Raw genomic sequence first — 21,147 nt, 5'->3', positions numbered from 1 at the left:
GCCGGCGCAGGAAGATCGCGAGGAGCGGGGATCAGCCGAACTCGACGCCCTGCGCCAGCGGCAGCTCGGTCGAGTAGTTGACGGTGTTGGTCGCGCGGCGCATGTAGGACTTCCACGCGTCCGAGCCCGACTCGCGGCCGCCGCCGGTGTCCTTCTCGCCGCCGAACGCGCCGCCGATCTCGGCGCCGGACGGGCCGATGTTGACGTTCGCGATGCCGCAGTCCGACCCGTCCGCGGCGAGGAACCGCTCCGCTTCGCGCACGTTCATCGTGAAGATCGACGACGACAGACCCTGCGGTACGTCGTTGTGCATCGCGAGCGCCTCGTCGAAGTCGTTGTACGTCATGACGTAGAGGATCGGCGCGAACGTCTCGGCCTGGACGATCTCCGACTGCGTCGGCATCCGCACCAGCGTCGGTTGCACGTAGTAGGCGTCGGGGTTTTCCTCGGCCAGCACCCGCGACCCACCCGCGAGAAGCTCGCCGCCGTTGGCCTGGGCCTTGTCGAGCGCGTTCGCGTAACTCTCGTAGGACGCGCGGTCGATGAGCGGGCCGACCAGCGTCCCCGCCTCGAGCGGCGAGCCGATCGGGAAGGTCTCATAGGCCGCGGCGATGCGCGCGACCAGCTCGTCGGCGATCGACGCGTGCGCGATGACGCGACGCAGCGATGTGCAGCGCTGCCCGGCGGTGCCGGCCGCCGAGAAGACGATGCCGCGGACGGTCAGATCCAGGTCGGCCGACGGGGCGACGATGGCCGCGTTGTTGCCGCCCAGCTCCAGCAGGAGCTTGCCGAAGCGGCCGGCCACCCGCGGGGCCACGGCGCGTCCCATGCGGGTGGAACCGGTGGCGCTCAGCAACGCGACCCGCGGGTCGTCGACGAGCGCCTCGCCGACCTCGGCCCCCCCCAGCACGACCGCGGAGATGGCGTGCGGCGCTCCGACGCGGCGCGCGGCCTCGGCGATCAGTGCCTGGCAGGCCAGGGCGGTGAGCAGCGTCTTCTCCGAAGGCTTCCACACCACCGGGTCGCCGCAGACGAAAGCGAGCGCGGCGTTCCACGACCATACGGCGACCGGGAAGTTGAAGGCGCTGATCACGCCGACGACACCAAGCGGGTGCCACTGCTCCATCATCCGGTGCCCCGGCCGCTCCGACGCGATCGTCAGGCCGTGCAGCTGTCGTGACAGCCCGACGGCGAGATCGCAGATGTCGATCATCTCCTGGACCTCGCCGAGGCCTTCCGAGCGGATCTTGCCCGCCTCGATCGACACCAGGGCGCCGAGATCGTCCTTGTGCTCGCGCAGCAACTCGCCGAGCTCGCGGACCAGCGCGCCGCGGACCGGCGCGGGCACGGTGCGCCACTGCCGGAAAGCGTCCTGGGCCGCGGTGACCGTCTCCGCCACCTGCGCGGGGGAGTGGGAGCGCAGGCGGGCCAGTTCTCCGCCGGTGATGGGCGTGCGGACCACGAGGTCGCCGTCGGCGGCGAGGTCGGTGACCCCGAGGCGGGACAGGATCGCCGTGGTGTCGGCAGTCAGAGTGTCGTGCGCGGGCAGAGACATCGAACGCTCCTCGGGATTCCTTATGTCAGAATAGGGTATGCCGTAAGTTGAGCTAATGACCAGTCCACTCGACGTAGGACGGCTGCGGCTGCTGCGCGAGGTGGGGCTGCGCGGGTCGATCGCCGGCGCTGCGCGCGCGGTCGGGCTGACGCCGTCGGCGGTGTCCCAACAGCTCACCGCGCTCGAGCGCGAGGCGGGCGCAACGCTGGTGGACCGCTCTTCGCGCGGCGTGGTGCTGACCGGAACCGGGGCGGCGCTGGCCGCGCGAGCCGATCAGGTCCTCGACGTCCTGGCCGCGGCCCGCGCGGATCTCGACCGGCTGGCCGGCTCACTGACCGGGCCCGTGCGGGTGGCCTCGGTCGCCAGCGCCGCGGCGACCGTCGTCTCCAGCGCGGTCGGCGCCCTGCGCACGTCGGTCCCGGGCATCGACGTCACTGTTGTGGCGGCCGAGCCGGAGCGCGGGATCGGACTGCTGCTCACCGGTGACGTCGACATCGCCGTGGTGGATGAGTACGACTACGTGCCGCTCGCCCTGCCCGAGGCCGCCATGGTGCGCGAACTCGGCGTCGAACCCCTGGTCGTGGTCCGTCCGGCCGGAGCCGGCCGGGGGCGGGCGGGCCTGGCCGACCTCGCCGCGAACGACTGGGTGATGCCGCCGGAGGACGCCGCCTGCGGCCGCGCCGTCCGCGCCGCCTGCCGGACCGCCGGCTTCGAGCCGCGGGTGCGGTGGGAGACCGACGACATGCTGCTGCTGGTGCGGGCCGTGGCCCACGGACACGGCGTGGCGGTCCTGCCGCGCCGCTCCGTCCCCGACGACGCGGCCGGGGTGGACGTCCGGCCCCTGCGCGACCCGCCGCTCACCCGACGGTTGCTCGCGGTGGCCCGGCCGAGCGTGGCGGCCCGGCCCGTCGTCACCGAGGTGCTGGACGCGCTGTCCGTCGCGTCGGGCGCGAAGGCATCCCGGGGCTGAAAGGTCAAGGCTGCCGTTGCCCGGATTGCGCAGGTACGGTCAGTTCGACGGGCCAGCCCCTCGGACTCCGGGAGAGCAATCGTGCGGTTCCGCTACTTCGACCCGACCCAGCAGTCCACCGTCGAGGGGGAGTTGAGCGCCGGAGCCGAGGTGGCCGAGCTGGTCGCACTCGTGACGCAGCTGCGCGGCGACTGCTCCCCGGCGCTCGAACTCACCGGCCGGGACGGGTCCTCGCTCGTCCTCGGGATCGCGAACGACCGGGCCGTCGTGCTCTGGACGTCGGCTGAGGGAACCACCAGCCACAGCATCGGCGGGTCGCCGGACGAGCGGGTCGTGTTCGACTACTTCGGCGCGTTCACCCAGGTACCGGGCAACTACACCGTCTCGCTGGCCACTGCCGTGGTCGCCGCCGGCAGCTACGTCGACGGCTACGGCAGGTCCGGAGCGACCCCGTCCTTGCCCCTCGTCATCGACTAAGGTGCTGGTTTTCCCCGGTTTGACCCGGTTAAGGGTTCGAGGGTGGGTCGAGGGTCGACAGATTTAGCAGCAACCCGGCTTGACGAACGGGAACGACACGCGTGTAATTTCAACGGTGACATACCGCTTCACCCCAGCCCTACTCCACTCCTCGGAGGACGTCGTGACGGAACTGACCAGCGCCGCCGACACCGACGAGCTCGCCGACATCTTCGGCCTGCCCGAAGAAGCCAGCTGGCAGGAGCGCGCACTGTGCTCCCAGACCGATCCGGAGGCGTTCTTCCCCGAGAAGGGCGGGTCCACCCGCGAGGCGAAGAAAATCTGCACGGGCTGCGAGGTTCGCGGTGAGTGCCTCGAGTATGCACTCGAGCACGACGAGCGCTTCGGCATCTGGGGCGGTCTCTCCGAGCGCGAGCGCCGTCGCCTCAAGCGCCGGGCTGTCTGAGCGCTACCTGGGCGCTACCTCGGCGGATCGATCTCGTCGACGTCGCGGCCCAGGAACTCGGCGGCCAGGTCGACCACGACCATGAAGACGAGGTCGGCGCGGTCCTCGACGTCGGCCGCGCGCGCTTCGATCGGGCGCCGGTAGACGACGATCACCGGCTGCTCGATCTCCGGCAGCCCCTGCCGATAGAGGCGCCCGAGCGGAACCCCCCGGTCGACGACGGTGTCCGGGTCGAACGCCGTGTCGCCGGCCGGCGGCACGTCCTCGACCGCGAACTCGAGCGCGGCGAGCTCGGCCGCCCAATGCTCCTCGAGCTCCTCGACGGCGTCCATGACCAGGTCGTCGAACTCCTCGCCGCGGGTGCGGTGAAGTGGCACCTCGACCGGAGCCAGGTGACCACGGATCCCGCGGCCCCGGCGATCGCGGCGCCGCGGCGGCCGAGCCGCGGCCCGTCGACCCTGGCGCCCTTCGATTCGCACGGATTCACCCTACGCAGCGGCCCGACGACGGTCGGCGCCGCCGAGCCGGACGACACGGCCACGCCGCGTCACCGATTGCCGGGGTCCGGGCACCGCCGGGGGATAAGGTCCGGCTGTGCGTCATGTGCGGCGGTGTACCCGGACCGGCTGCGGCCGATCTGCGGTCGCCACGTTGACCTACGCCTACGCCGACCTGACCGCCGTCGTCGGGCCCCTCGCCAGCTTCGCCGAGCCGCACTCCTATGACCTCTGCGAAGAGCACGCGCTGGGGCTGACCGTCCCCCGCGGGTGGGAGGTACTGCGCCACGAAGGGGAGTTCCCCGCACCCATCCCCCATGCCGACGACCTCGAGGCGCTGGCCGACGCCGTGCGCGACGCCGCCCGGGCCGAGCCCGGCGCGCGCGCCGCCGACGGCGATGCGCTGACCGGCCGCCGCGGCCACCTGCGGGTCGTCCCGCCCTCGCACTGACCCAGGACGCCGCCGGTAGGGTTTCGATCGTGCCGACCGATCTCTCCGCGCTCGTCAAGGCCTACGACGTCCGCGGCACCGTCCCCGACCAGTTGGACGAGTCGATCGCCCGCGCGATCGGCGCCGGCTTCGTCGATGTCACCGGCGCGGACAAGATCGTGACGGCGCACGACATGCGCGAGACCGGTCCCGGCCTCGCGCGGGCGTTCGCCGAGGGCGCGCTGCACCGCGGCGCTTCGGTCGTCGAGGCCGGCCTCTCCTCCACCGACATGCTCTATTTCGCATCCGGCCACCTCGGCCTGCCCGGTGCCATGTTCACCGCCAGCCACAACCCGGCGCAGTACAACGGCATCAAGATGACCCGCGCCAACGCCGTCGCCATCGGGCAGGACTCCGGCCTCGCTGACATCCGCAAGGCGGCGGAGCGCTACCTCGACGAAGGGCTGCCGGCCGCCGAGCACGCAGGCACGGTCGAGCAGGTCGATCTGCTGCGCCTGTACGCCGAGTACCTGAGGGGGCTCGTCGACCTGTCCGGCATCCGTGCGCTCAAGGTCGTCGTCGACGCCGGCAACGGGATGGGCGGCTACACCGTGCCGGCCGTACTCGGCGACGCCGTCCTGCCCGCACTGCCGCTCACGCTGGTGTCGCTCTACTTCGAATTGGACGGCTCATTCCCCAACCATGAGGCCAATCCGCTCGAGCCGAAGAACATCGTCGACCTGCAGCGGGCCGTCGTGGCCGAGGGCGCGGACATCGGCATCGCCTTCGACGGCGACGCCGACCGCTGCTTCGTGGTGGATGCCAAGGGGGAGCCGGTTCCGCCGAGTGCCATCACCGCCCTCGTGGCCACCCGCGAACTGGCCAAGGCGCCGGGCAGCGCCATCATCCACAACCTGATCACCTCGCACGCGGTGCCCGAGATCGTGCGCGAGCACGGCGGCGTTCCGATCCGCACAAGGGTCGGGCACTCGTTCATCAAGGCCGAGATGGCGCGGGTCAATGCCGTGTTCGGTGGCGAGCACTCGGCCCACTACTACTTCCGTGACTTCTGGTTCGCCGACACAGGCATGCTCGCCGCCATGCACGTCCTGGCCGCGCTGGGCGAGCAGCCGCGCACCCTGGCCGACCTCACCGCCGAGTACACCCGCTACGTCGCGTCCGGGGAGATCAACTCGACGGTCGACGACCAGGCCGCGCGGGTCGAGGCGATCCGCGCGGCCTTCGCCGGCCGCGCGACCGAGGTGGACGAGCTCGACGGGCTCACCGTCCAGCTGCCCGACGGCACCTGGTTCAACGTCCGCGCGTCCAACACCGAACCACTGCTGCGGTTGAACGTCGAAGGGCCGACCGAGCAGGCCATGGCTCAGACCCGCGACGAAGCACTCGCCGCAATCCGCGGCTAGCCGAAAGGGAACACGATGGCCATCGACTCCGCCCTGCTCGAGATGCTCGCCTGCCCGAGCGAGGACCACGCGCCCCTACGCGAGGAGACGCGCGACGGCGCCGGCGTCCTCGTCTGCACGAACTGCCTGAGCAGCTATCCGATCGAGGACGGCATTCCGGTCCTGCTGTTGGACGAGGCGACCCCTGGCCCCAACGGCCTCGGCGTGGCGGCGACCCCGACAGCTACATGACCTTCGACGAGGCACTGCTGGACGACGCGGCGCAACTGGAGCGGCGCGACGAGCAGCGGTTGCTGTACGCCCTGGCGACGGCCGGGGCGCAGGTGCGTCGCGCGGTGGACACGGTCGGCGACTTCGGCGTCGAATCGCTCCGGACCGGTGAGCTGCCCCGCGCGATGCTCGTCGCGACGGACTCCGCCCCCTCGTCGGGCTCCCGGCTGATCACCCGGCTGAGCTGCACGCGTACGCCGTCGCTGACCTGGCACGGGGTAGAACTGCCGCGCTGGGCCGGCGCCGCCGACGCGCTGCTGATCGGGTCGGTCGACGGACGGCATCCCCGGCTGGCGGCGCTCGCGGCCGAGGGCGCGCAGCGGGGTTTGGCGATGGCCGTCGTGGCGCCGGCCGGCAGCCAGGTCGCCGTCGCCGCCGGCCGCAGCCCCCTGCACGAGTTGCCCCGCGACCTGCATCCGCGGGCCGCCCGGTGGTCGGTGCTCACCCCGTTGCTGCAGGCGCTCGACGCGCTGAGCGTGAACCCGATCCCGTCCGGGCTGCTGATCGAGGTCGCCGACGCGCTCGACCGGCAGGCCGAGGCCTGCCGGCCCGACGGCAACGCGTTCGTCAACCCGGCCAAGGCGCTGGCCATCGAGTTCGCCAACGCCATTCCGCTGATCGTCGGTGCCGGTGCGCTGGCCGGCGTGGCCGCGCGGGCGATCTCCGACGCACTGCAGCAGTTTGCCGGCGTCACGTCGGTCTCCGTCTCCCTGCCCGACGGCGTGACGCGCGCCGGTTCGCTGCTGCGCGGCGCCGGGCCTGCTCCGGTCGACGACTTCTTCCGTGACCGCGTCGACGAGCCGCCGCCGATCCGGCCCCGGCTGCTCGTCGTCGGCGACGACGGCTCGGCCGACGACACGCTGCTGGGGGACCGCTCGGACGCCCAGATCCAGCTCGACGAGGTCGCCGCCCGCCGGGCCGCCCGCGCGCTGCACGACCTGGCCGGCAACCTCGGGCTGTCCTCGTCGAGCGTCGACGTGCCGGCCGGCGACCCGCTCGCCCGCTTCGCCGCGGCCGCCGCGTTCGGTGAATTCACCGCCGCCTACCTCGCCCTCGGCCTGGGCCTCGATCCCGGTTCGCGCGGACCGGCCGAGCGCGACCACTGACGATGACCGGCCGGCGACGAGGACAGGGGCGGCAGTGAGCGCATCGGGCGGTTCAAAGGCGATCATCGCGGCCCTGGGCGCCAATCTCGGCATCGCGGTTATCAAGTTCGTCGCGTTCGGCATCACCGGCTCGTCGTCCATGCTGGCCGAGGGCGTGCACTCGGTCGTCGACTCGGGCAATCAGGGCCTGCTCCTCAAGGGCGGCCGCTCGGCGCGCCGCGCCGCCACTCCCGAGCATCCGTTCGGCTACGGGCGCGACCGCTACGTGTACGGCTTCCTCGTCGCGCTGATGCTCTTCTCGGCCGGCGGCCTGTTCGCGCTCTACGAGGGTGTGGAGAAGATCCGCCACCCGCACCACCTCGACAGCCCGACGATCGCGTTCGTGGTGCTCATCGTCGCCATCGGCCTCGAGTCGTTCTCGCTACGGACCGCCGTGGTCGAGTCGCGGCACCACAAAGGCGACGACACGTGGTTCGGCTTCATCCGGCACGCGAAGAATCCGGAGCTGCCGGTCGTCCTGCTCGAGGACGTTGCGGCGCTCACCGGGCTGGTCCTCGCGCTGCTCGGGGTCGGGGTCACCGTGCTGAGTGACGAACCGGTCTGGGACGGCATCGGCACGACGGCCATCGGGGCGCTGCTGATCACCGTGGCCGTCGTCCTGGTCATCGAGACCAAGAGCCTGCTCGTCGGCGAGGCTGCGTCCCCCGCCGATCTCGGCCGGATCGAGGCCGGCCTCGTCGGCCCGGGCGTCGAGCGCATCATCCATCTGCGGACGATGCACCTCGGGCCCGACGAGCTCTTGGTCGGCGCCAAGCTGTCCATGCCGCGCGGCGCGACATTGCCGCAGATCGCCCAGGCCATCGACGACGCCGAGGCACGCGTCCGCAGCGCCGTCCCGTCGGCCCGCGTCATCTATCTGGAGCCCGACCTGGATCGGTCATGAGCGCAGTTCTGCTGGAGGGGGCGCTACGGCGCTACGACTGGGGATCGCGCACCGCGATCCCGGCGCTGCTCGGCATCGAGCCCGACGGCCGGCCGGCGGCCGAGCTGTGGTTCGGTGCGCACCCGGACGACCCGTCGACCGTGCCCGAGCACGGCGCCACCCTGGACGAGCTGATCGCCGCCGACCCGCAGGCGGCTCTCGGCGAGGCAGTGCTCGAGCAGTTCGGGGTCCGGCTGCCGTTCCTGCTCAAGGTGCTGGCCGCCGACCAGGCGCTGTCGATGCAGGTGCACCCCGACTTGAAGCAGGCACAGGCCGGCTTCGCCCGCGAGGACGCGGCCGGGATCGGCCGGAACGCGCCGAGCCGGACCTACCGCGACGCCAACCACAAACCGGAACTGCTGTGCGCGTTGAGCCGCTTCGACGCGCTGTGCGGGTTCCGGCCGGTCGCCGCGACGCTCGAGCTGCTCGACGACCTGGCCGTGCCCGAGCTCGCCTTCCTCGCCGAGAGGCTGCGGGGCGCCGACCCGCTGCGATCGGCGTTCACCGCGATCCTCACGCACCCGGATCCGTCCGGCCTGGCCGACGCGCTCGCCCGGCGGGCCGCCGGCGCCGGGGACGGACCGCTGCACGCCGCGCGCATCGCGAGCGAGGACTTCCCTGGTGACATCGGGGCCGTGCTGACCCTGCTGCTCAACGACGTCCGCCTCGAACCGGGGGAAGCGATCTATCTCGGCGCGGGCAACGTGCACGCCTACCTCCGCGGCACCGGTGTCGAGATCATGGCCAACAGCGACAACGTCCTGCGGTGCGGCCTGACCACCAAGCACGTCGACGTCGATGAAGTACTGCGCATCACCGACTTCAGCGAGCTGGCCGAGCCTCGCCAGGCGCCGATCGGGGGCCGGTTCGACGTCCCCGTCCCCGACTTCGCGCTGACCCGACTCGAGGTGGACGAGGCCACCGGGCTGGACGACCCGGGCCCGGCGATCGTCCTGGCCGTTGAGGGCGAAGTGAGCGTCGGCCCGGTGGCGCTGACTGCGGGGCGGGCGGCGTTCGTTCCCGCCGGGGAGTCGACGAGGGTCAGCGGCCGCGGCCTCCTCTTTGTCGCAACCGTTGGAACGGGGGCGCTTCGACGCTCGTGACCGCCGGCAGCGGGCAAACCTGACACGACTGTGGTAAGTTCGCTGGTGATGCAGTCCTTGACCATTCAGCAGGCGGCCGAGGCGACCGGTTGGTCGCAGCGGATGCTGCGGTACCTGGAGCAGGCCGGCCTGGTGGCCACGCTGCGCACCACGGGCGGTCATCGACACTACGGGCCGCGGCAGATCGAGCGGCTCCAGAAACTGCGCGAACTGATCGACGCGCACCATCTGGGCATCACCGACATCGCCTTCGAGCTGCGGATGCGGTCCGATCCGCAACTCGCGCGCGCGGTCGATGACTGGTTCGGTCCGATCCACCGCTCCGCCGCACCGCCGGGCGCCGGCATCTACCGCCGCCTCGCCACCCCCGACACGACGTCCGCAACAGACCCAGGGCAGTCCCCAGCAGAAGGAGAGCACGTGAGCATCACCCTGACCCCCGACACGGCCGGCAGCGTCACCGACTTCAAGGTCGCCGACCTGTCCCTCGCCGAGTTCGGCCGCAAGGAGATCCAGCTCGCCGAGCACGAGATGCCCGGGCTGATGGCCCTGCGTCGCGAGTTCGGCCCGTCCCAGCCGCTCAAGGGCAAGAAGGTCGCCGGCTCGCTGCACATGACCGTGCAGACCGCCGTCCTCATCGAGACGCTGGCCGCCCTCGGCGCCGACGTCCGCTGGGTCAGCTGCAACATCTTCTCGACCCAGGACCACGCCGCGGCCGCCGTTGTCGTCGGCAAGGACGGCACCCCCGACAACCCCACGGGCATCCCGGTCTTCGCTTGGAAGGGCGAGACCCTGGAGGAGTACTGGTGGTGCACCGAGCAGATGCTCACCTGGCCCGACGGCACCGGCCCGGACTCCATCGTCGATGACGGTGGCGACGCCACGCTGCTGATCCACATGGGCACCGAGTACGAGGCCGCAGGCGTCGTCCCGCAGGCGGACGAGAACGACTCCGAGGAGTACACGATCATCCTCGAGACGCTGCGCCGCTCACTGGCCGAGCACCCCGGTAAGTACACCCGCATGGGCGCCAACATCATCGGTGTCACCGAAGAGACCACCACCGGCGTCCACCGCCTGTACGAGTTCGAGAAGGCCGGCACGCTGCTGTTCCCGGCGATCAACGTCAACGACTCGGTCACCAAGAGCAAGTTCGACAACAAGTACGGCTGCCGCCACTCGCTCATCGACGGCATCAACCGCGGCACCGACGTCATGATCGCCGGCAAGCTCGCCGTCGTCTGCGGCTACGGCGACGTCGGCAAGGGCTCGGTCGAGTCGCTGCGGGGCCAGGGCGCCCGCGTCGTCGTCACCGAGGTCGACCCGATCTGCGCGCTGCAGGCTGCCATGGACGGGCTCGAGGTCGTCACGCTCGAAGACGTCGTGCACAAGGCCGACATCTTCATCACCACGACCGGCAACAAGGACATCATCATGGCCGACCACATGAGCCAGATGAAGCATCAGGCCATCGTCGGCAACATCGGCCACTTCGACAACGAGATCGACATCGCCGGCCTGGCCAAGACCCCGGGCATCAAGAAGATCGAGGTCAAGCCCCAGGTGCACGAGTGGGTCTACCCGGACGGTCACTCGATCATCGTGCTGAGCGAGGGGCGCCTGTTGAACCTCGGCAACGCCACCGGTCACCCGAGCTTCGTGATGAGCGCGTCGTTCTCCAACCAGACGATCGCCCAGATCGAGATGCACAAGAACAAGGACGCCTACATCGTCGACGGCAAGCCCACGGTCACGACGCTGCCGAAGCACCTCGACGAGAAGGTCGCCCGGCTGCACCTCGACGCGGTCGGTGCCAAGCTCACCCAGCTGAGCAAGGAGCAGGCCGAGTACATCGGCGTCGACGTCGCCGGCCCGTACAAGCCCGAGCACTACCGCTACTAGGAGGGGCTTCGCCCGCTCCTAGTAGCGGACCCCGCCTCTCCGGACTTCACTGCTGTCGGCACCTTCCAGCTTCGGCTGGGGGGTGCCGACGTTTTTCCCCGCTTCCAGCCGCTACTTGAGGGCGATCAGGACTCCGATTCCGAAGCCGGCGGCCAGGAGCCAGAGCAACGTGGGCAGCTTGGTCCAGATGCTCATGCCGAGAACACCTGCCCGTCGCGGACGGTGACCGCGACCGCGGCCAGCGGGCTCTGGGCCGGCCCGGCGACCCGCTTGCCGGTGGTCGCGTCGAAGCGGCTGCCGTGGCACGGGCAGTCGATCGTGCCGTTCGCGACCCGGTCGACCAGGCAGCCTTGGTGCGGGCACACGGCCGAGAAGGCGTGCACGTCGATTCCCGCGCCGCGGGTGAGGACGACGCGGCCCACCACGAGGCCGCCGTTGGCCGGGATCTTCTCCAACGGGGCCAGCGCCTTGCCTGCCGCTGCCGGAGCATTGCCGTAGGCGTTCGCGGCCGTCGTCCCCTTGGCGTCCTTCGCGACAGCACTATTGCGCGCGACGACGAAGCCGACCACGCCACCCACCACAACGGTGCCGGTCGCGGTCAGCGCCGAACGGCGGGTCACTTCATCGGACATCGGGCCTCCTCGGCCGGAACGGTCAGGTCAGCGCAAGCCCGGATCGGGTGAAAAACCACAGTGCGGACGTCAGCCACAGCAGCACGAAGCTGGCGAAGACCGCGCCGCCCAGGACCGGCACCGCCCAGCCCGGTAGGCCCCGCACGCGCAAGCCCAGCATCTTCGCGGTGTACGCGCCGTAGAAGGCGCAGCCGGCGACGCTGTGCAGCAACACGCGGGTGGATGTGGTCGCGAACCCCAATGACCACAGGCAATGCAGCACCACCGGGATGAGGACGGTGAAGGCGATGCTGCCGCTCCAGCGGTGCACCGGGCTGACCCAGCCCGGTGCGCTCCGGGCACCCGGCGGTCGTCCGAACATCCACACCGCCGTCGCCACCTGCAGCAGGACCAGGACGAGCGCGAGGGTGGCGAGCCAGCTCTTGAGTTGGAGCATTCCGGAGAACCCGGCCAGGAACAGCGGCTTCAGCGCCGGGTCGTGCTCCTTGCCGTACACCCCGAGGGCGAGCGCGACCGCGGAACCGGCGAGCAGGACGCCGGCGAGGGCCGCTCCGCGGCGTTGCGGCCGGTCAACCGTTGCCATGACTCCCCCCGAGGTTCGTCGAAGCCTGGCACCGCGCGGCGGCTCGGGCAACGGTCCTACGGCACCGGCGCCCGCGCTGGACACGGCGACGGCCCGAACCCGCGGCGCGGGTCCGGGCCGTCGTCGGTCGGCTCAGGCGCCGGCGAGTGCGGTGAACGCCGGCAGATAGCCGCCGGACTGCCCGGCCGCGGTCGGGTGGTAGGACTGGGTGACGTTGCTCCAGTCGATGGAGTGCAGCCAGGACCCGCTGTCGCAGATCTCGTGGCCGGCCGCGAATGCCGGGCGCACGTCGGCGAAGCTGAAGCTGTGCCGTGTCGCTGCGGCGGAGATGACGCCGTCGAGCACGTCGGCGCCTTCGTTGATCTTGTTGCGGTCGGTGGAGCTGAGGCCGACGCAGTACCAGAGGTCGTGATAGAAGCGCGGGTAGTCGACGACAATCACCCGGGCGTTCGGCGCGTGGCTGCGGATGCCGTTGTAGGTGGTGTCGAGCCAGGCGGGCAGCTCGTTGCGGGCCTTGGTCTCCGCGGCGTTGACCTCGCTGACGCACGTGTCGGTGCTGTACAGCACGCAGTCCTGCATCACCTGGGAGAAGCCGACGTCGTTGCCGCCGATCACGATGCTGACCAGCGTCGTCGACGAGCTCAGCGCCGACAGCTGGTTGGCGTTGACGTCGGTGGTCTTGGCGCCGGAGCAGGCCACCGACCGGTACGACGACGGGGCGTGGCCGTTGGCCCACAGCTGGGAGAAGGCGAGCGTGCTGCGCAGACAGGATCCGCTCTCGGCGGTGTAGCTGCCCGAGCCGACGCCGGAGGCGTACGAGTCACCGAGGGCGACGTAGTTGGCGCCGGCGGCGCTCGCCGGAACGATGGCGACGAACCCCGTCAGCGCGAACGCCGCGGCGGTGAGTAAAGGCAAGCGGAATCTGCGCACGTAGACCTCCGGGATGTGATCGGGGTCTCATCCGTACCAGCAAGTAACTAAAATCTGCGTAACGGGGGCGCGAATTGGACGATCTTGGTCAGGCCGGCGGCGCGAAAGGTCCGGACGGGGAGGGTGGGACCGGCGGGACGGGGCGCGGTAGGGGAGGCGCGGCCCCCGGCGGCGGATGCGGCGGCTGTTGTTGCGGACGGTGGTGAACCGGCATTTGCTGCGGGGTCACCGGACGCTGGGCCGCCACCGCCACCGCCAGCTCGGCGCGGCGGCGGCGCTCGGCCAGGACGCTCAGCAGCAGCGCCGGCGTCGGAGTGCCCGGCGGCGGCGGAGGGGCCGTCACCGCGAGAACGCGCTGCCGCAGGTCCTCCCCGACCGCGGCCTGCGCCGGCAGGCTCATCGCGTGAGCGCGGGTGACGAACTGCCGGGTGCTCAAGGCGAGCCCGTCGTCCAGTCGGTGCAGGTCGAGTGAGAGCACCCAGGGTTGCAGCGGAATCGGAACCCAGGCCGGCAGCGGGGCCAGGGCCTGCGGTGCCGAGCGCTCGTTGAGGACGACGGTGCCGGCCATCATGTCGCCGATACGTTTCTCGCGCGCGCTGCTGCTCATGGTGAACAGACCGGCAATGGTGGTCAGCGGCGCCAGGAGGCCCGGCTTCTCGAGGATCAGGCCGGCCAACCCCCGCACGAGCGCGTGCCGGAAGCCGATCGGGCCGCCGTCGTCGCGGACAACCCGTAGGCCCAGCGCAGCCTTGCCGAGCGTCCGCCCGCGGCTCAGCCACTCGGCGGCGATGGGATAACCGGCGAGGACGAGCACCGCTTCCACGATGACGACGGCCCCGACGGCGGCCGAGTCGGCGCTGTTGGCGACGGCGGCGTCGAGGAGGATGAGGACGAAGAGCGCCACCGCCTGGACCACGGCGTCCACAGCGGCGGCGATGACGCGGGACCCCACGCCGGCCGGCGAGAGCGCGAGCCGCACCCCCTCGCCGGAGATCAGGCCGGGCCCGTTCGGTTCCATCCTTGGCACTCTAGATCGCGCGGTTCCCGGCCCCGATCTTGTGCAGACTCGCGGGCGGCTGCCCGCGAGTCTGCACAAGATCGCGACCCCCGCAGGGCGGGGCCGTAAACTGCGCGGCACCGTGGACGTCGACACCTTCATCGCCCGGCACTCCGCCGAATGGCAGCGCCTGGACGAGCTCGCCGCGCGCCGCCGCCTCGACGGTGCCGAGGCCGACGAGCTGGTGGCGCTGTACCGACAGGTCGCCACCCACCTGTCCCTCGTGCAGACGCGTGCGCCGGATCCGCTGCTCACCGCACGGCTGTCCCGACTGCTGTCGCGGGCGCGGGCGGCGACGGTGGGAACGCCGCGCGTCCGCGGCTGGTCGGCGTTGGCGCGCGGCGTCGCCGTCGACTTCCCGGTGACCGTCTATCGCACCTGGCGCTGGTCGGTGGCGACCGCACTGGCCAGCGTGGGGGTCTCGGCGGCGATGATGCTCTGGCTGCGCGCGCACCCCGATCGGGTGCATAGGGTGCTCCCGGGCGATCGGGTCCACGACCTCGTCGATCACGAGTTCCGCGACTACTACTCCGAACATCCGGCGCGGGACTTCGCCGCTCACGTGTGGACGAACAACGCGCTCGTCGCCGCCATGGCGCTGTTCCTCGGCGTGACGCTGATCGGCACGCTGTACGTCCTGTGGCAGAACACGGTCAACGTCGGGCTGGTCGGCGGCATCATGCTCGGGGCGGGCAAGGGGACGATCCTGTTCGGGCTGCTGCTGCCACACGGCTTGCTGGAGCTCAGCGCGATCTTCGTGTCGGCCGGGATCGGGTTGCGCACGGGATGGGCGTGGATCGCCCCGGGGCGCCTCCCGCGGGCGCAGGCACTGGGGGAGGCCGGCCGGACGGCCGGTGTGGCGGCGCTCGGGCTGGCCGGCGTCCTGCTCGTCTCCGGCGTCATCGAAGCGTTCGTGACGCCCTCAGGACTGCCCACATGGGCCCGCATCGGTATCGGCGCGGTCGCCGAGATCGCCTTCCTCACGTACGTGATCGTCCTCGGCCGCCGCGGCCTGCGCTCCGGCGCGACCGGTGATCTGCTCGACGACGAGCGCGGCGCCTACCTGCCGGTGTGATCCGTCGGCTCACAGGCGGCCGGCGGCTTTGAGGTCGAGGTAGGCGTCAGCCACCTTGGACGCGAACACGTCGGCACCGGCGTCCACCACGTGCGCGCCCAGGCGGCGCAGCTGGTCGACGACCGCGGTCCGCCGCGCGAGGGTCAGCTCGGCCGCGGCCGCGGTGTACACGTCGCCCGGATCCGTCCGGGCCGCCGCCAGCACGCCCAACGCCGGGTCGGACGCCGACGCGACGACCACCTCGTGCCGCCCGGCCAGCACCCGGGCCGCCGGTAGCAGCCCGGTGTCGGCCGCAGTGTCGAGCGCACTGAACAGCACGACGAGCGAGCGCTTGGAGACCTGGCGCAGCACTTCGGCGGCCAGCAACTGCGGATCGGTCTCGACCAGCGCCGGCTCGAGGGGTGCCAGCGCGCCGACCAGCCGCGGAAGCACGTCACGCCCGGTCGCGAGGCCGAGCCGGGCGCGCACCGCGGTGTCGGCGGCCACCAGCGCCACGCGGTCGCCGGCCCGCGCGGCGAGCGCCCCGAGCAGCAGGGATGCGTCCAGCGCCGCATCGAGCCGCGGCTCGTCGCCCAGCCGGCCCGCCGACGACCGTCCCGTGTCGATGGCCAGGACGATGTGCCGGTCCCGCTCGGGCCGCCAGGTGCGCACGACGAGATCCCGCGACCGGGCGGTCGCCCGCCAGTCGATGGCCCGCACGTCGTCGCCGATCACATAGCTGCGCAGCGAGTCGAACTCGCTGCCCTGCCCGCGCTGACGCACCAGCACCGCGCCGTCGATCTGCCGTAGCCGCGAGAGCTTCTCGGGCAGGAACCGCCGGGACCCGAACGCCGGCAGCACCTGCAGCCTGCCCGGCACGTCGAGCTGCCGTTGCCGGGCGGCGAGACCGAGCGGGCCGCAGGACCGGACCGTCACCCGCCCGGTGTGCCGCTCGCCCCGCCGGGTCGGAACGAGCGCGGTGGCAACCCGCCGCCGTTCGCCGGGCGGCACCGTCACCGGCTGGCTGTGCGGCGACGCCCCGGCCGACGGCACCCACGCATCGCGGACCACCGCACGCAGCGTGCGCCGCCCGCCGTTGGCGAAGGTCAGGACCGTCTCACCCTGCTCGGTGAGCCGGACGGGGCTGCTGGCGTCGCGGCGCAGGCGCAGCGAGGCGATGCGGGCGGACAGGCCGAGGTCGACGACGATTCCCGCGACGAGCAGGCCGGCGTAGATCAGCACCGCGGCCGCCGACCAGGCGGCGAGCAGCACGCCGACGGCGGCGAGCGCCACCAACCGCCCGCTGAGCACCATTTAGCGCGGGACGGGGACGGAGGCGAGGACGGACTCGAGGATCCCGTCGACGGTGACCCCCTCCAGCTCGGCCTCGGGCCGCAGCTGGATCCGGTGCCGGAAGGTCGGCCGGGCGAGCGACTGGACGTCGTCAGGCGTCACGAAGTCGCGGCCGGACAACCAGGCCCACGCGCGCGACGTCGCCAGCAACGCGGTCGCCCCGCGCGGCGAGACGCCGAGAGCGGCCGAGGGCGCCGCACGCGTCGCGCGGGCCAGCTCGACGATGTAGCCGAGGATCGCCGGATCGATCCGCACCCGCTGCACGTCGACCGTCGCCGCGGTGAGCTCGGCGGCCGACGCCACCGGCGCGATACCCGCTCCCGCGAGATCGCGCGGGTCGAAGCCGGCGGCGTGCGCGGCGAGCACCCGCGTCTCCGTCTCGCGGTCGGGCAGCGGCATCGTGAGCTTCACGAGGAACCGGTCGAGCTGCGCCTCCGGCAGCGGGTAGGTGCCCTCGTACTCGACGGGGTTCTGGGTGGCGATGACGCAGAACGGGTTGGGCAGCGGGCGCGGAGCGCCGTCGACGCTGACCTGCCGCTCCTCCATCGCCTCCAGCAGCGCCGACTGCGTCTTGGGTGGCGTCCGGTTTATCTCGTCGGCGAGCAGCAGGTTGGTGAAGACCGGCCCCTCACGGAAGACGAAGCGGCTCGACCCGGCGTCGTAGATCAGTGAGCCCGTCACGTCACCCGGCATCAGATCGGCGGTGAACTGGATCCGCGTCGTCCGCAGATCCAATGCCGCCGCGAGCGCCCGCACGAGCAGGGTCTTGGCGACGCCAGGCACACCCTCGATCAGGACGTGCCCACGGCACAGCAGGCCGATCAGCAGACCGGTGACCGCCGCGTCCTGCCCGACGACGGCCTTGCCCACCTCCGTCCGCAGCCTGATCAGCCCGTCGCGCGCCTGCGTCACGATGTCGTCCCTTCGCTCAGCCCGCCGCCGACGGCGGACTCCAGATGGTCCAGTTCTGTCGCCAACCGCACCAACGCGGCGTCGTCGACGGGCGCCGCCCCGGCCAGCAGCCCGGCAAGCTGTGCCGGGCTGCCGTGGACGACGGCGGCCGCCGCCACGGCGACCTGCTCGGCCGGCGCGCCCCGCGGTAGGCCGAGCCGGACAGCGAGACGCGTAGTGGTGGCCGAGCGCAGCGCGGCGGCGGCACGGTCACGCGCGCCGGCTCGGGCGTAGAGCCGGCCGTGGCCCTCGACGACCTCGGCCGAGCGGACCACGACCGGTAGCGGCTCGGGCACCACCCCGCCGAGGCGCCGCGCCCGCCAGAGTGCCGTCAGCGCAGCGACTGCGGCGAGCCACCAGAAGGCCCGGTAGGCGCCGGACGGGAACAGGTCCCAGACCGACGCCGGTCCGGGACCGGCGGTGTCGGCACCGGGCAGCAACCAGGTGACCTGGGTCAGCCGGCGGCTGTCGGTGATCACGTTGATGTCGAGGGCGGCAATGCCGTCGTCGTCGAGATGGTCGTTGCGAAGCATGTCCGACGACCCGAGCACCGCGAGCCGCGCGGCGAGCAGCACTCCGCCGCCGAAGCAGGCGACCGCTCCGCTGCTGCCCGGCGTATAGCCGAGGGTGTCGCCGGGGAAGTCGACGGAACCGGCCGCCGCCGCACCGCGGTCGCTGCACTGCGCGATGTCCGAACCGTCGACGACGCCGGGTTCGAGGCCGGCCGCGACCGCGTTGCCGGCCCGCGTGCCGGGCCGCACCAGCACCAGGCGGGTCGAGGCCGCGGCCAGTCGCCGCAGCTGCGCGGTCGAGTAGTCGTTCGGCGCGGTGACGAGCACGGCGGCGCCGGGATGGCCGAGCGCGGAATCGACGCTGCGGGTCGCCGTGACGCCGGCGCCGTAGTGCTCGAGCAACCGCGCGAGCGCCTTGCCGCCGTTCTTGTGGGCCGACGCCGGATCGAGCGGACGGCCGGGTTCGTCGGCGAGCGTGGCGGCGGCGGCGCCACCGGCGATCAACACGGCGACGAGCAGGACCCACAGTCGGGCCCCCCGCCACCACGGCCGCACCAACGGCGCAGACCTCACCTCGTCGGCGCTCACCACGGGATGGCGATTCCGGGCGTGCCGGCGCCGGCAGCCGCCCGGGCGGTGAGCACGCCGTCCGCGGCGGCGCGCCCGGCGGCGACGTCGGCGTCAGTCGCCTCACGGCCGCCGAACCACACCTCGTCGAACGCCCGAGTGGCCGCGGCGAGATCCATGGCGACGGCCGGGAGCAACGGGCCGGCCTCGCGCGCCGTTGCGGCGCCGGTGCGACCGGGCCGCGGCGGCAGGATCCCACGCTCCTCGATGGAGGCGACGGCGGCGCGGAGCCACTCGCGCAGTGCCTCGGCCCGGCGGCCGTCCGCCGTCAGGGCGGCCGCGATCCGCCGGTGGTCGCGGGCCGCCACCGGCGCCAACGGGTCGAGCCCGTCCGCGTCGCCAATGGAGCCGCGGCGAGTAGGTACTCCGGCGCGCACGGCCAGGACGATGACTATCACCGCGGCGACGATGCCCACGATCAACAACGCATGCGCGCCGCCGGTCCCCGTGAACAGGTCGGCCAGCCGACGGCCGACCCAGCGGGCGACGCGCGTCACCCAGCCCGGGTCGTCGCGGTGGTATTCGCGGTGCGTCAGTTCGGCCCTGGCGGCCCGCTGCGCGGCGTCGCCGCCGACCGGCCCGGCGTCGGTCCTGACGCCGATCACCATGCTGTCACCGGTGGAACGGCCTGGGGCTGCCACGGAGGCAGTGCCAGGACGATGTCCATGCCCTCCTTGCGCATGCGCAGATCGGTGTAAAGCAGCACGTCGACGGCCGCGGCGATCGGCGCGACGATCACGCCGGACAGCAGCGACCCGACGGCCACGATCGTCACGTACAGCCCCGGGTGCGTGACGCCGCCGGCCGGGTCGAACAGGTTCGCGCCGGTCACATAGCCGGCGAGCAGCTCGAACGGCAGCGCGATGAAAAAGCCCAGCACGGTGGTCAGCACCCAGCCCAACGCACGAATGCCCCAGACCCGCCAGAACGTGCCCTCGACCAGGCGACGTGTGCGGCTCAAGGCCCCCCGCACGGTCGTCCGCTCGAGGACCAACGCCGGTGCGGCAACGGCCCAGATGCCCCACAGGTAGACGCCGCCGACGCCGAAGGCGACGAGCCCGACGCCCTCGGCGACCGTCACGAGCAGCGCGAGCACGGCCAAGCGCCATGCCGCACGGCCACCAACCCGTCGGACCGCCTGGCCGGCGGTCATCCGGGCGCCCAGCAGAGCGCTGCTGAACAGCGGGGCGAGCAGTCCCGTCAGCACCGTGCCGAGCGCGACGCCCAGGAGCAGGCCCCCGATGACGGTGAGCGTCTGTGCCGTTGTGGCCTCGATCGCGGCGTACTGCAACAGGGCGGCCAGGCCCGCACGGGCGATGGCGAACGGCACGCTGATCGTCAGTGTGCCCCGAGCGTTGTCACGCACGAGGCGAACGGCGCCGTCGAGGATCTCGCCCACGCCGAGCGGGCGAATGGGCGCCGGGCGCGGGTGCGTCATGCCCACCTCCTCGTTGCCTGCCGCGTAGATGATCGCCCCCATCTTGGCGTGCCCACCGGGCGGGTGTGGACGGCCGGGGGGCGGGATGCCCGACATCCTGGCTGCGGGATGACACGATGGGCCCGTGAAACCTCGCGTTCTCGTGGTCGACGACGACGCTGCGCTCGCCGAGATGCTCGGCATCGTGCTGCGCACCGACCAGTTCGAGCCGGCCTTCGTGGCCGACGGCTCCCGCGCCCTGCAAGCCTTCCGCGAGACGAAGCCGGACATCGTCCTGCTCGACCTCATGCTGCCGGGGCTCTCGGGCATCGACGTGTGCCGGGCCATCCGGGCCGAGAGCGGAACGCCGATCATCATGCTGACCGCCAAGACCGACACCGTGGACGTCGTCCTCGGCCTCGAGTCCGGCGCCGACGACTACGTGATGAAGCCGTTCAAGCCGAAGGAGCTCATCGCCCGGATGCGGGCCCGGCTGCGCCATCACGAGGACGTCGCCAGCGAGACGCTCACCATCGGGCCGCCCGACTCACCGGTCGAGATCGACGTCCAGGCGCACCAGGTGCGGCGCGGAGGCAGCCCGATCGCGCTGACTCCGCTCGAGTTCGACCTCCTCGTGGCACTGGCCCGCAAGCCGCGGCAGGTGTTCACCCGCGAGGTGTTGCTCGAGCAGGTGTGGGGTTACCGGCACGCCGCCGACACCCGGCTGGTGAACGTCCACGTGCAGCGCCTGCGGGCGAAGGTCGAGCGCGATCCCGAGCGGCCTGAGGTCGTCCTCACCGTCCGCGGGGTCGGGTACAAGGCGGGGCCGCCGTGATTCGCCGCCGGTGCGCCGAAGGCGGACCCGGCCGT

23 protein-coding genes and 1 pseudogene are annotated in these 21,147 nt (G+C 72.1%); 13 read left to right on the top strand and 11 right to left on the bottom strand.

All coding sequences use genetic code 11. The features are described from left to right. Positions 1 to 31: 31 nt before the first annotated feature. A complete protein-coding gene (locus ABR571_RS06830) occupies positions 32 to 1,555 on the bottom strand; it encodes an aldehyde dehydrogenase family protein (protein WP_409452431.1) in 1,524 nt (507 codons plus the stop codon). A 55-nt stretch (positions 1,556 to 1,610) separates the two neighbouring features. On the opposite strand from ABR571_RS06830, the gene ABR571_RS06825 reads away from it, so the two are divergent. The 3 genes from ABR571_RS06825 (at position 1,611) to ABR571_RS06815 (ending at position 3,447) form a co-directional block, all read left to right on the top strand. Next, entirely contained in the window at positions 1,611 to 2,525 is a 915-nt protein-coding gene (locus tag ABR571_RS06825) for a LysR family transcriptional regulator (protein ID WP_409452430.1), read from the top strand. An 81-nt stretch (positions 2,526 to 2,606) separates the two neighbouring features. Continuing rightward, positions 2,607 to 3,002 carry an Imm1 family immunity protein gene (locus ABR571_RS06820; protein ID WP_409452429.1) on the top strand — a complete coding sequence of 132 codons (396 nt, stop codon included), beginning with the start codon at positions 2,607 to 2,609 and terminating at the stop codon, positions 3,000 to 3,002. A 208-nt stretch (positions 3,003 to 3,210) separates the two neighbouring features. Beyond that, entirely contained in the window at positions 3,211 to 3,447 is a 237-nt protein-coding gene (locus ABR571_RS06815) for a WhiB family transcriptional regulator (protein ID WP_409452438.1), read from the top strand. A gap of 14 nt (positions 3,448 to 3,461) precedes the next feature. On the opposite strand, the gene ABR571_RS06810 is transcribed toward ABR571_RS06815, so the two are convergent. Next, on the bottom strand, positions 3,462 to 3,926 hold the full coding sequence (locus ABR571_RS06810) for a metallopeptidase family protein (protein ID WP_409452428.1): 465 nt from the start codon (positions 3,924 to 3,926) through the stop codon (positions 3,462 to 3,464). A gap of 115 nt (positions 3,927 to 4,041) precedes the next feature. On the opposite strand from ABR571_RS06810, the gene ABR571_RS06805 reads away from it, so the two are divergent. The 8 genes and pseudogenes from ABR571_RS06805 to ahcY all read left to right on the top strand — a co-directional run bounded on the left by ABR571_RS06805 (position 4,042) and on the right by ahcY (position 11,161). After that, positions 4,042 to 4,395, top strand: coding sequence for a DUF3499 domain-containing protein (locus ABR571_RS06805; RefSeq protein ID WP_409452427.1), 354 nt, complete (start codon positions 4,042 to 4,044; stop codon positions 4,393 to 4,395). A 29-nt stretch (positions 4,396 to 4,424) separates the two neighbouring features. Beyond that, a complete protein-coding gene (locus ABR571_RS06800; RefSeq protein ID WP_409452426.1) occupies positions 4,425 to 5,798 on the top strand; it encodes a phosphomannomutase/phosphoglucomutase in 1,374 nt (457 codons plus the stop codon). Positions 5,799 to 5,813: 15 nt separating this feature from the next. Further along, positions 5,814 to 6,029: a Trm112 family protein gene (locus ABR571_RS06795; protein WP_409452425.1), complete on the top strand. Its 216-nt coding sequence runs from the start codon at positions 5,814 to 5,816 to the stop codon at positions 6,027 to 6,029. Next, positions 6,026 to 7,174 carry a hypothetical protein gene (locus ABR571_RS06790; protein WP_409452424.1) on the top strand — a complete coding sequence of 383 codons (1,149 nt, stop codon included), beginning with the start codon at positions 6,026 to 6,028 and terminating at the stop codon, positions 7,172 to 7,174. Before ABR571_RS06795 ends, ABR571_RS06790 begins: the two co-directional genes overlap by 4 nt. Before the next feature lie 34 nt (positions 7,175 to 7,208). Further along, entirely contained in the window at positions 7,209 to 8,117 is a 909-nt protein-coding gene (locus ABR571_RS06785; RefSeq protein ID WP_409452423.1) for a cation diffusion facilitator family transporter, read from the top strand. Then, entirely contained in the window at positions 8,114 to 9,259 is a 1,146-nt protein-coding gene (gene manA, locus ABR571_RS06780) for a mannose-6-phosphate isomerase, class I (RefSeq protein WP_409452422.1), read from the top strand. The genes ABR571_RS06785 and manA overlap by 4 nt, the downstream gene beginning before the upstream one ends. A gap of 48 nt (positions 9,260 to 9,307) precedes the next feature. Continuing rightward, positions 9,308 to 9,493: pseudogene (locus ABR571_RS06775) on the top strand (MerR family transcriptional regulator); the annotation flags it as partial. Positions 9,494 to 9,679: 186 nt separating this feature from the next. Further along, the gene (gene ahcY / locus ABR571_RS06770; protein WP_409452437.1) at positions 9,680 to 11,161 is read left to right on the top strand and encodes an adenosylhomocysteinase; all 1,482 of its coding nucleotides are present in this window, start codon (positions 9,680 to 9,682) and stop codon (positions 11,159 to 11,161) included. Positions 11,162 to 11,352: 191 nt separating this feature from the next. Here ahcY and ABR571_RS06765 read toward each other — a convergent pair whose 3' ends face one another. From ABR571_RS06765 to ABR571_RS06750, 4 genes are all read right to left on the bottom strand, one after another. Continuing rightward, entirely contained in the window at positions 11,353 to 11,793 is a 441-nt protein-coding gene (locus ABR571_RS06765; RefSeq protein ID WP_409452421.1) for a Rieske (2Fe-2S) protein, read from the bottom strand. 22 nt (positions 11,794 to 11,815) lie between these two features. Beyond that, positions 11,816 to 12,376, bottom strand: a complete 561-nt coding sequence (locus ABR571_RS06760) for a DUF6529 family protein (protein WP_409452420.1) — start codon at positions 12,374 to 12,376, stop codon at positions 11,816 to 11,818. A 132-nt stretch (positions 12,377 to 12,508) separates the two neighbouring features. Next, positions 12,509 to 13,291, bottom strand: a complete 783-nt coding sequence (locus ABR571_RS06755) for an SGNH/GDSL hydrolase family protein (RefSeq protein WP_409452419.1) — start codon at positions 13,289 to 13,291, stop codon at positions 12,509 to 12,511. Between the two features lie 103 nt (positions 13,292 to 13,394). Then, positions 13,395 to 14,324, bottom strand: a complete 930-nt coding sequence (locus ABR571_RS06750) for an RDD family protein (RefSeq protein WP_409452418.1) — start codon at positions 14,322 to 14,324, stop codon at positions 13,395 to 13,397. Between the two features lie 121 nt (positions 14,325 to 14,445). On the opposite strand from ABR571_RS06750, the gene ABR571_RS06745 reads away from it, so the two are divergent. Then, positions 14,446 to 15,438 (top strand): stage II sporulation protein M, encoded by a 993-nt coding sequence (locus tag ABR571_RS06745; RefSeq protein ID WP_409452417.1) that lies wholly within the window; start codon positions 14,446 to 14,448, stop codon positions 15,436 to 15,438. Between the two features lie 9 nt (positions 15,439 to 15,447). Here the strand turns inward: ABR571_RS06745 and ABR571_RS06740 are convergent, their stop codons facing one another. From ABR571_RS06740 to ABR571_RS06720, 5 genes are read right to left on the bottom strand one after another with little or no spacing between them, the layout of a single operon-like run. Further along, positions 15,448 to 16,731: a DUF58 domain-containing protein gene (locus ABR571_RS06740; RefSeq protein ID WP_409452416.1), complete on the bottom strand. Its 1,284-nt coding sequence runs from the start codon at positions 16,729 to 16,731 to the stop codon at positions 15,448 to 15,450. After that, positions 16,732 to 17,682, bottom strand: coding sequence for an AAA family ATPase (locus tag ABR571_RS06735; protein ID WP_409452415.1), 951 nt, complete (start codon positions 17,680 to 17,682; stop codon positions 16,732 to 16,734). Further along, positions 17,679 to 18,821: a DUF4350 domain-containing protein gene (locus ABR571_RS06730; protein ID WP_409452414.1), complete on the bottom strand. Its 1,143-nt coding sequence runs from the start codon at positions 18,819 to 18,821 to the stop codon at positions 17,679 to 17,681. The genes ABR571_RS06735 and ABR571_RS06730 overlap by 4 nt, the downstream gene beginning before the upstream one ends. Next, complete coding sequence (locus tag ABR571_RS06725) at positions 18,818 to 19,468, bottom strand: DUF4129 domain-containing protein (RefSeq protein WP_409452413.1); 651 nt, start codon at positions 19,466 to 19,468, stop codon at positions 18,818 to 18,820. Before ABR571_RS06725 ends, ABR571_RS06730 begins: the two co-directional genes overlap by 4 nt. Then, on the bottom strand, positions 19,462 to 20,298 hold the full coding sequence (locus tag ABR571_RS06720) for a hypothetical protein (protein WP_409452412.1): 837 nt from the start codon (positions 20,296 to 20,298) through the stop codon (positions 19,462 to 19,464). The genes ABR571_RS06725 and ABR571_RS06720 overlap by 7 nt, the downstream gene beginning before the upstream one ends. Before the next feature lie 124 nt (positions 20,299 to 20,422). Between ABR571_RS06720 and mtrA the strand changes: the two genes are divergently transcribed. Next, complete coding sequence (gene mtrA / locus ABR571_RS06715; RefSeq protein ID WP_409452411.1) at positions 20,423 to 21,112, top strand: MtrAB system response regulator MtrA; 690 nt, start codon at positions 20,423 to 20,425, stop codon at positions 21,110 to 21,112. Positions 21,113 to 21,147: the final 35 nt, after the last annotated feature.

It is taken from the genome of Jatrophihabitans sp., from assembly GCF_046262535.1.
Taxonomy (GTDB): domain Bacteria; phylum Actinomycetota; class Actinomycetes; order Mycobacteriales; family Jatrophihabitantaceae; genus Jatrophihabitans.
This window is presented reverse-complemented; position numbering and strand designations above follow the sequence as displayed.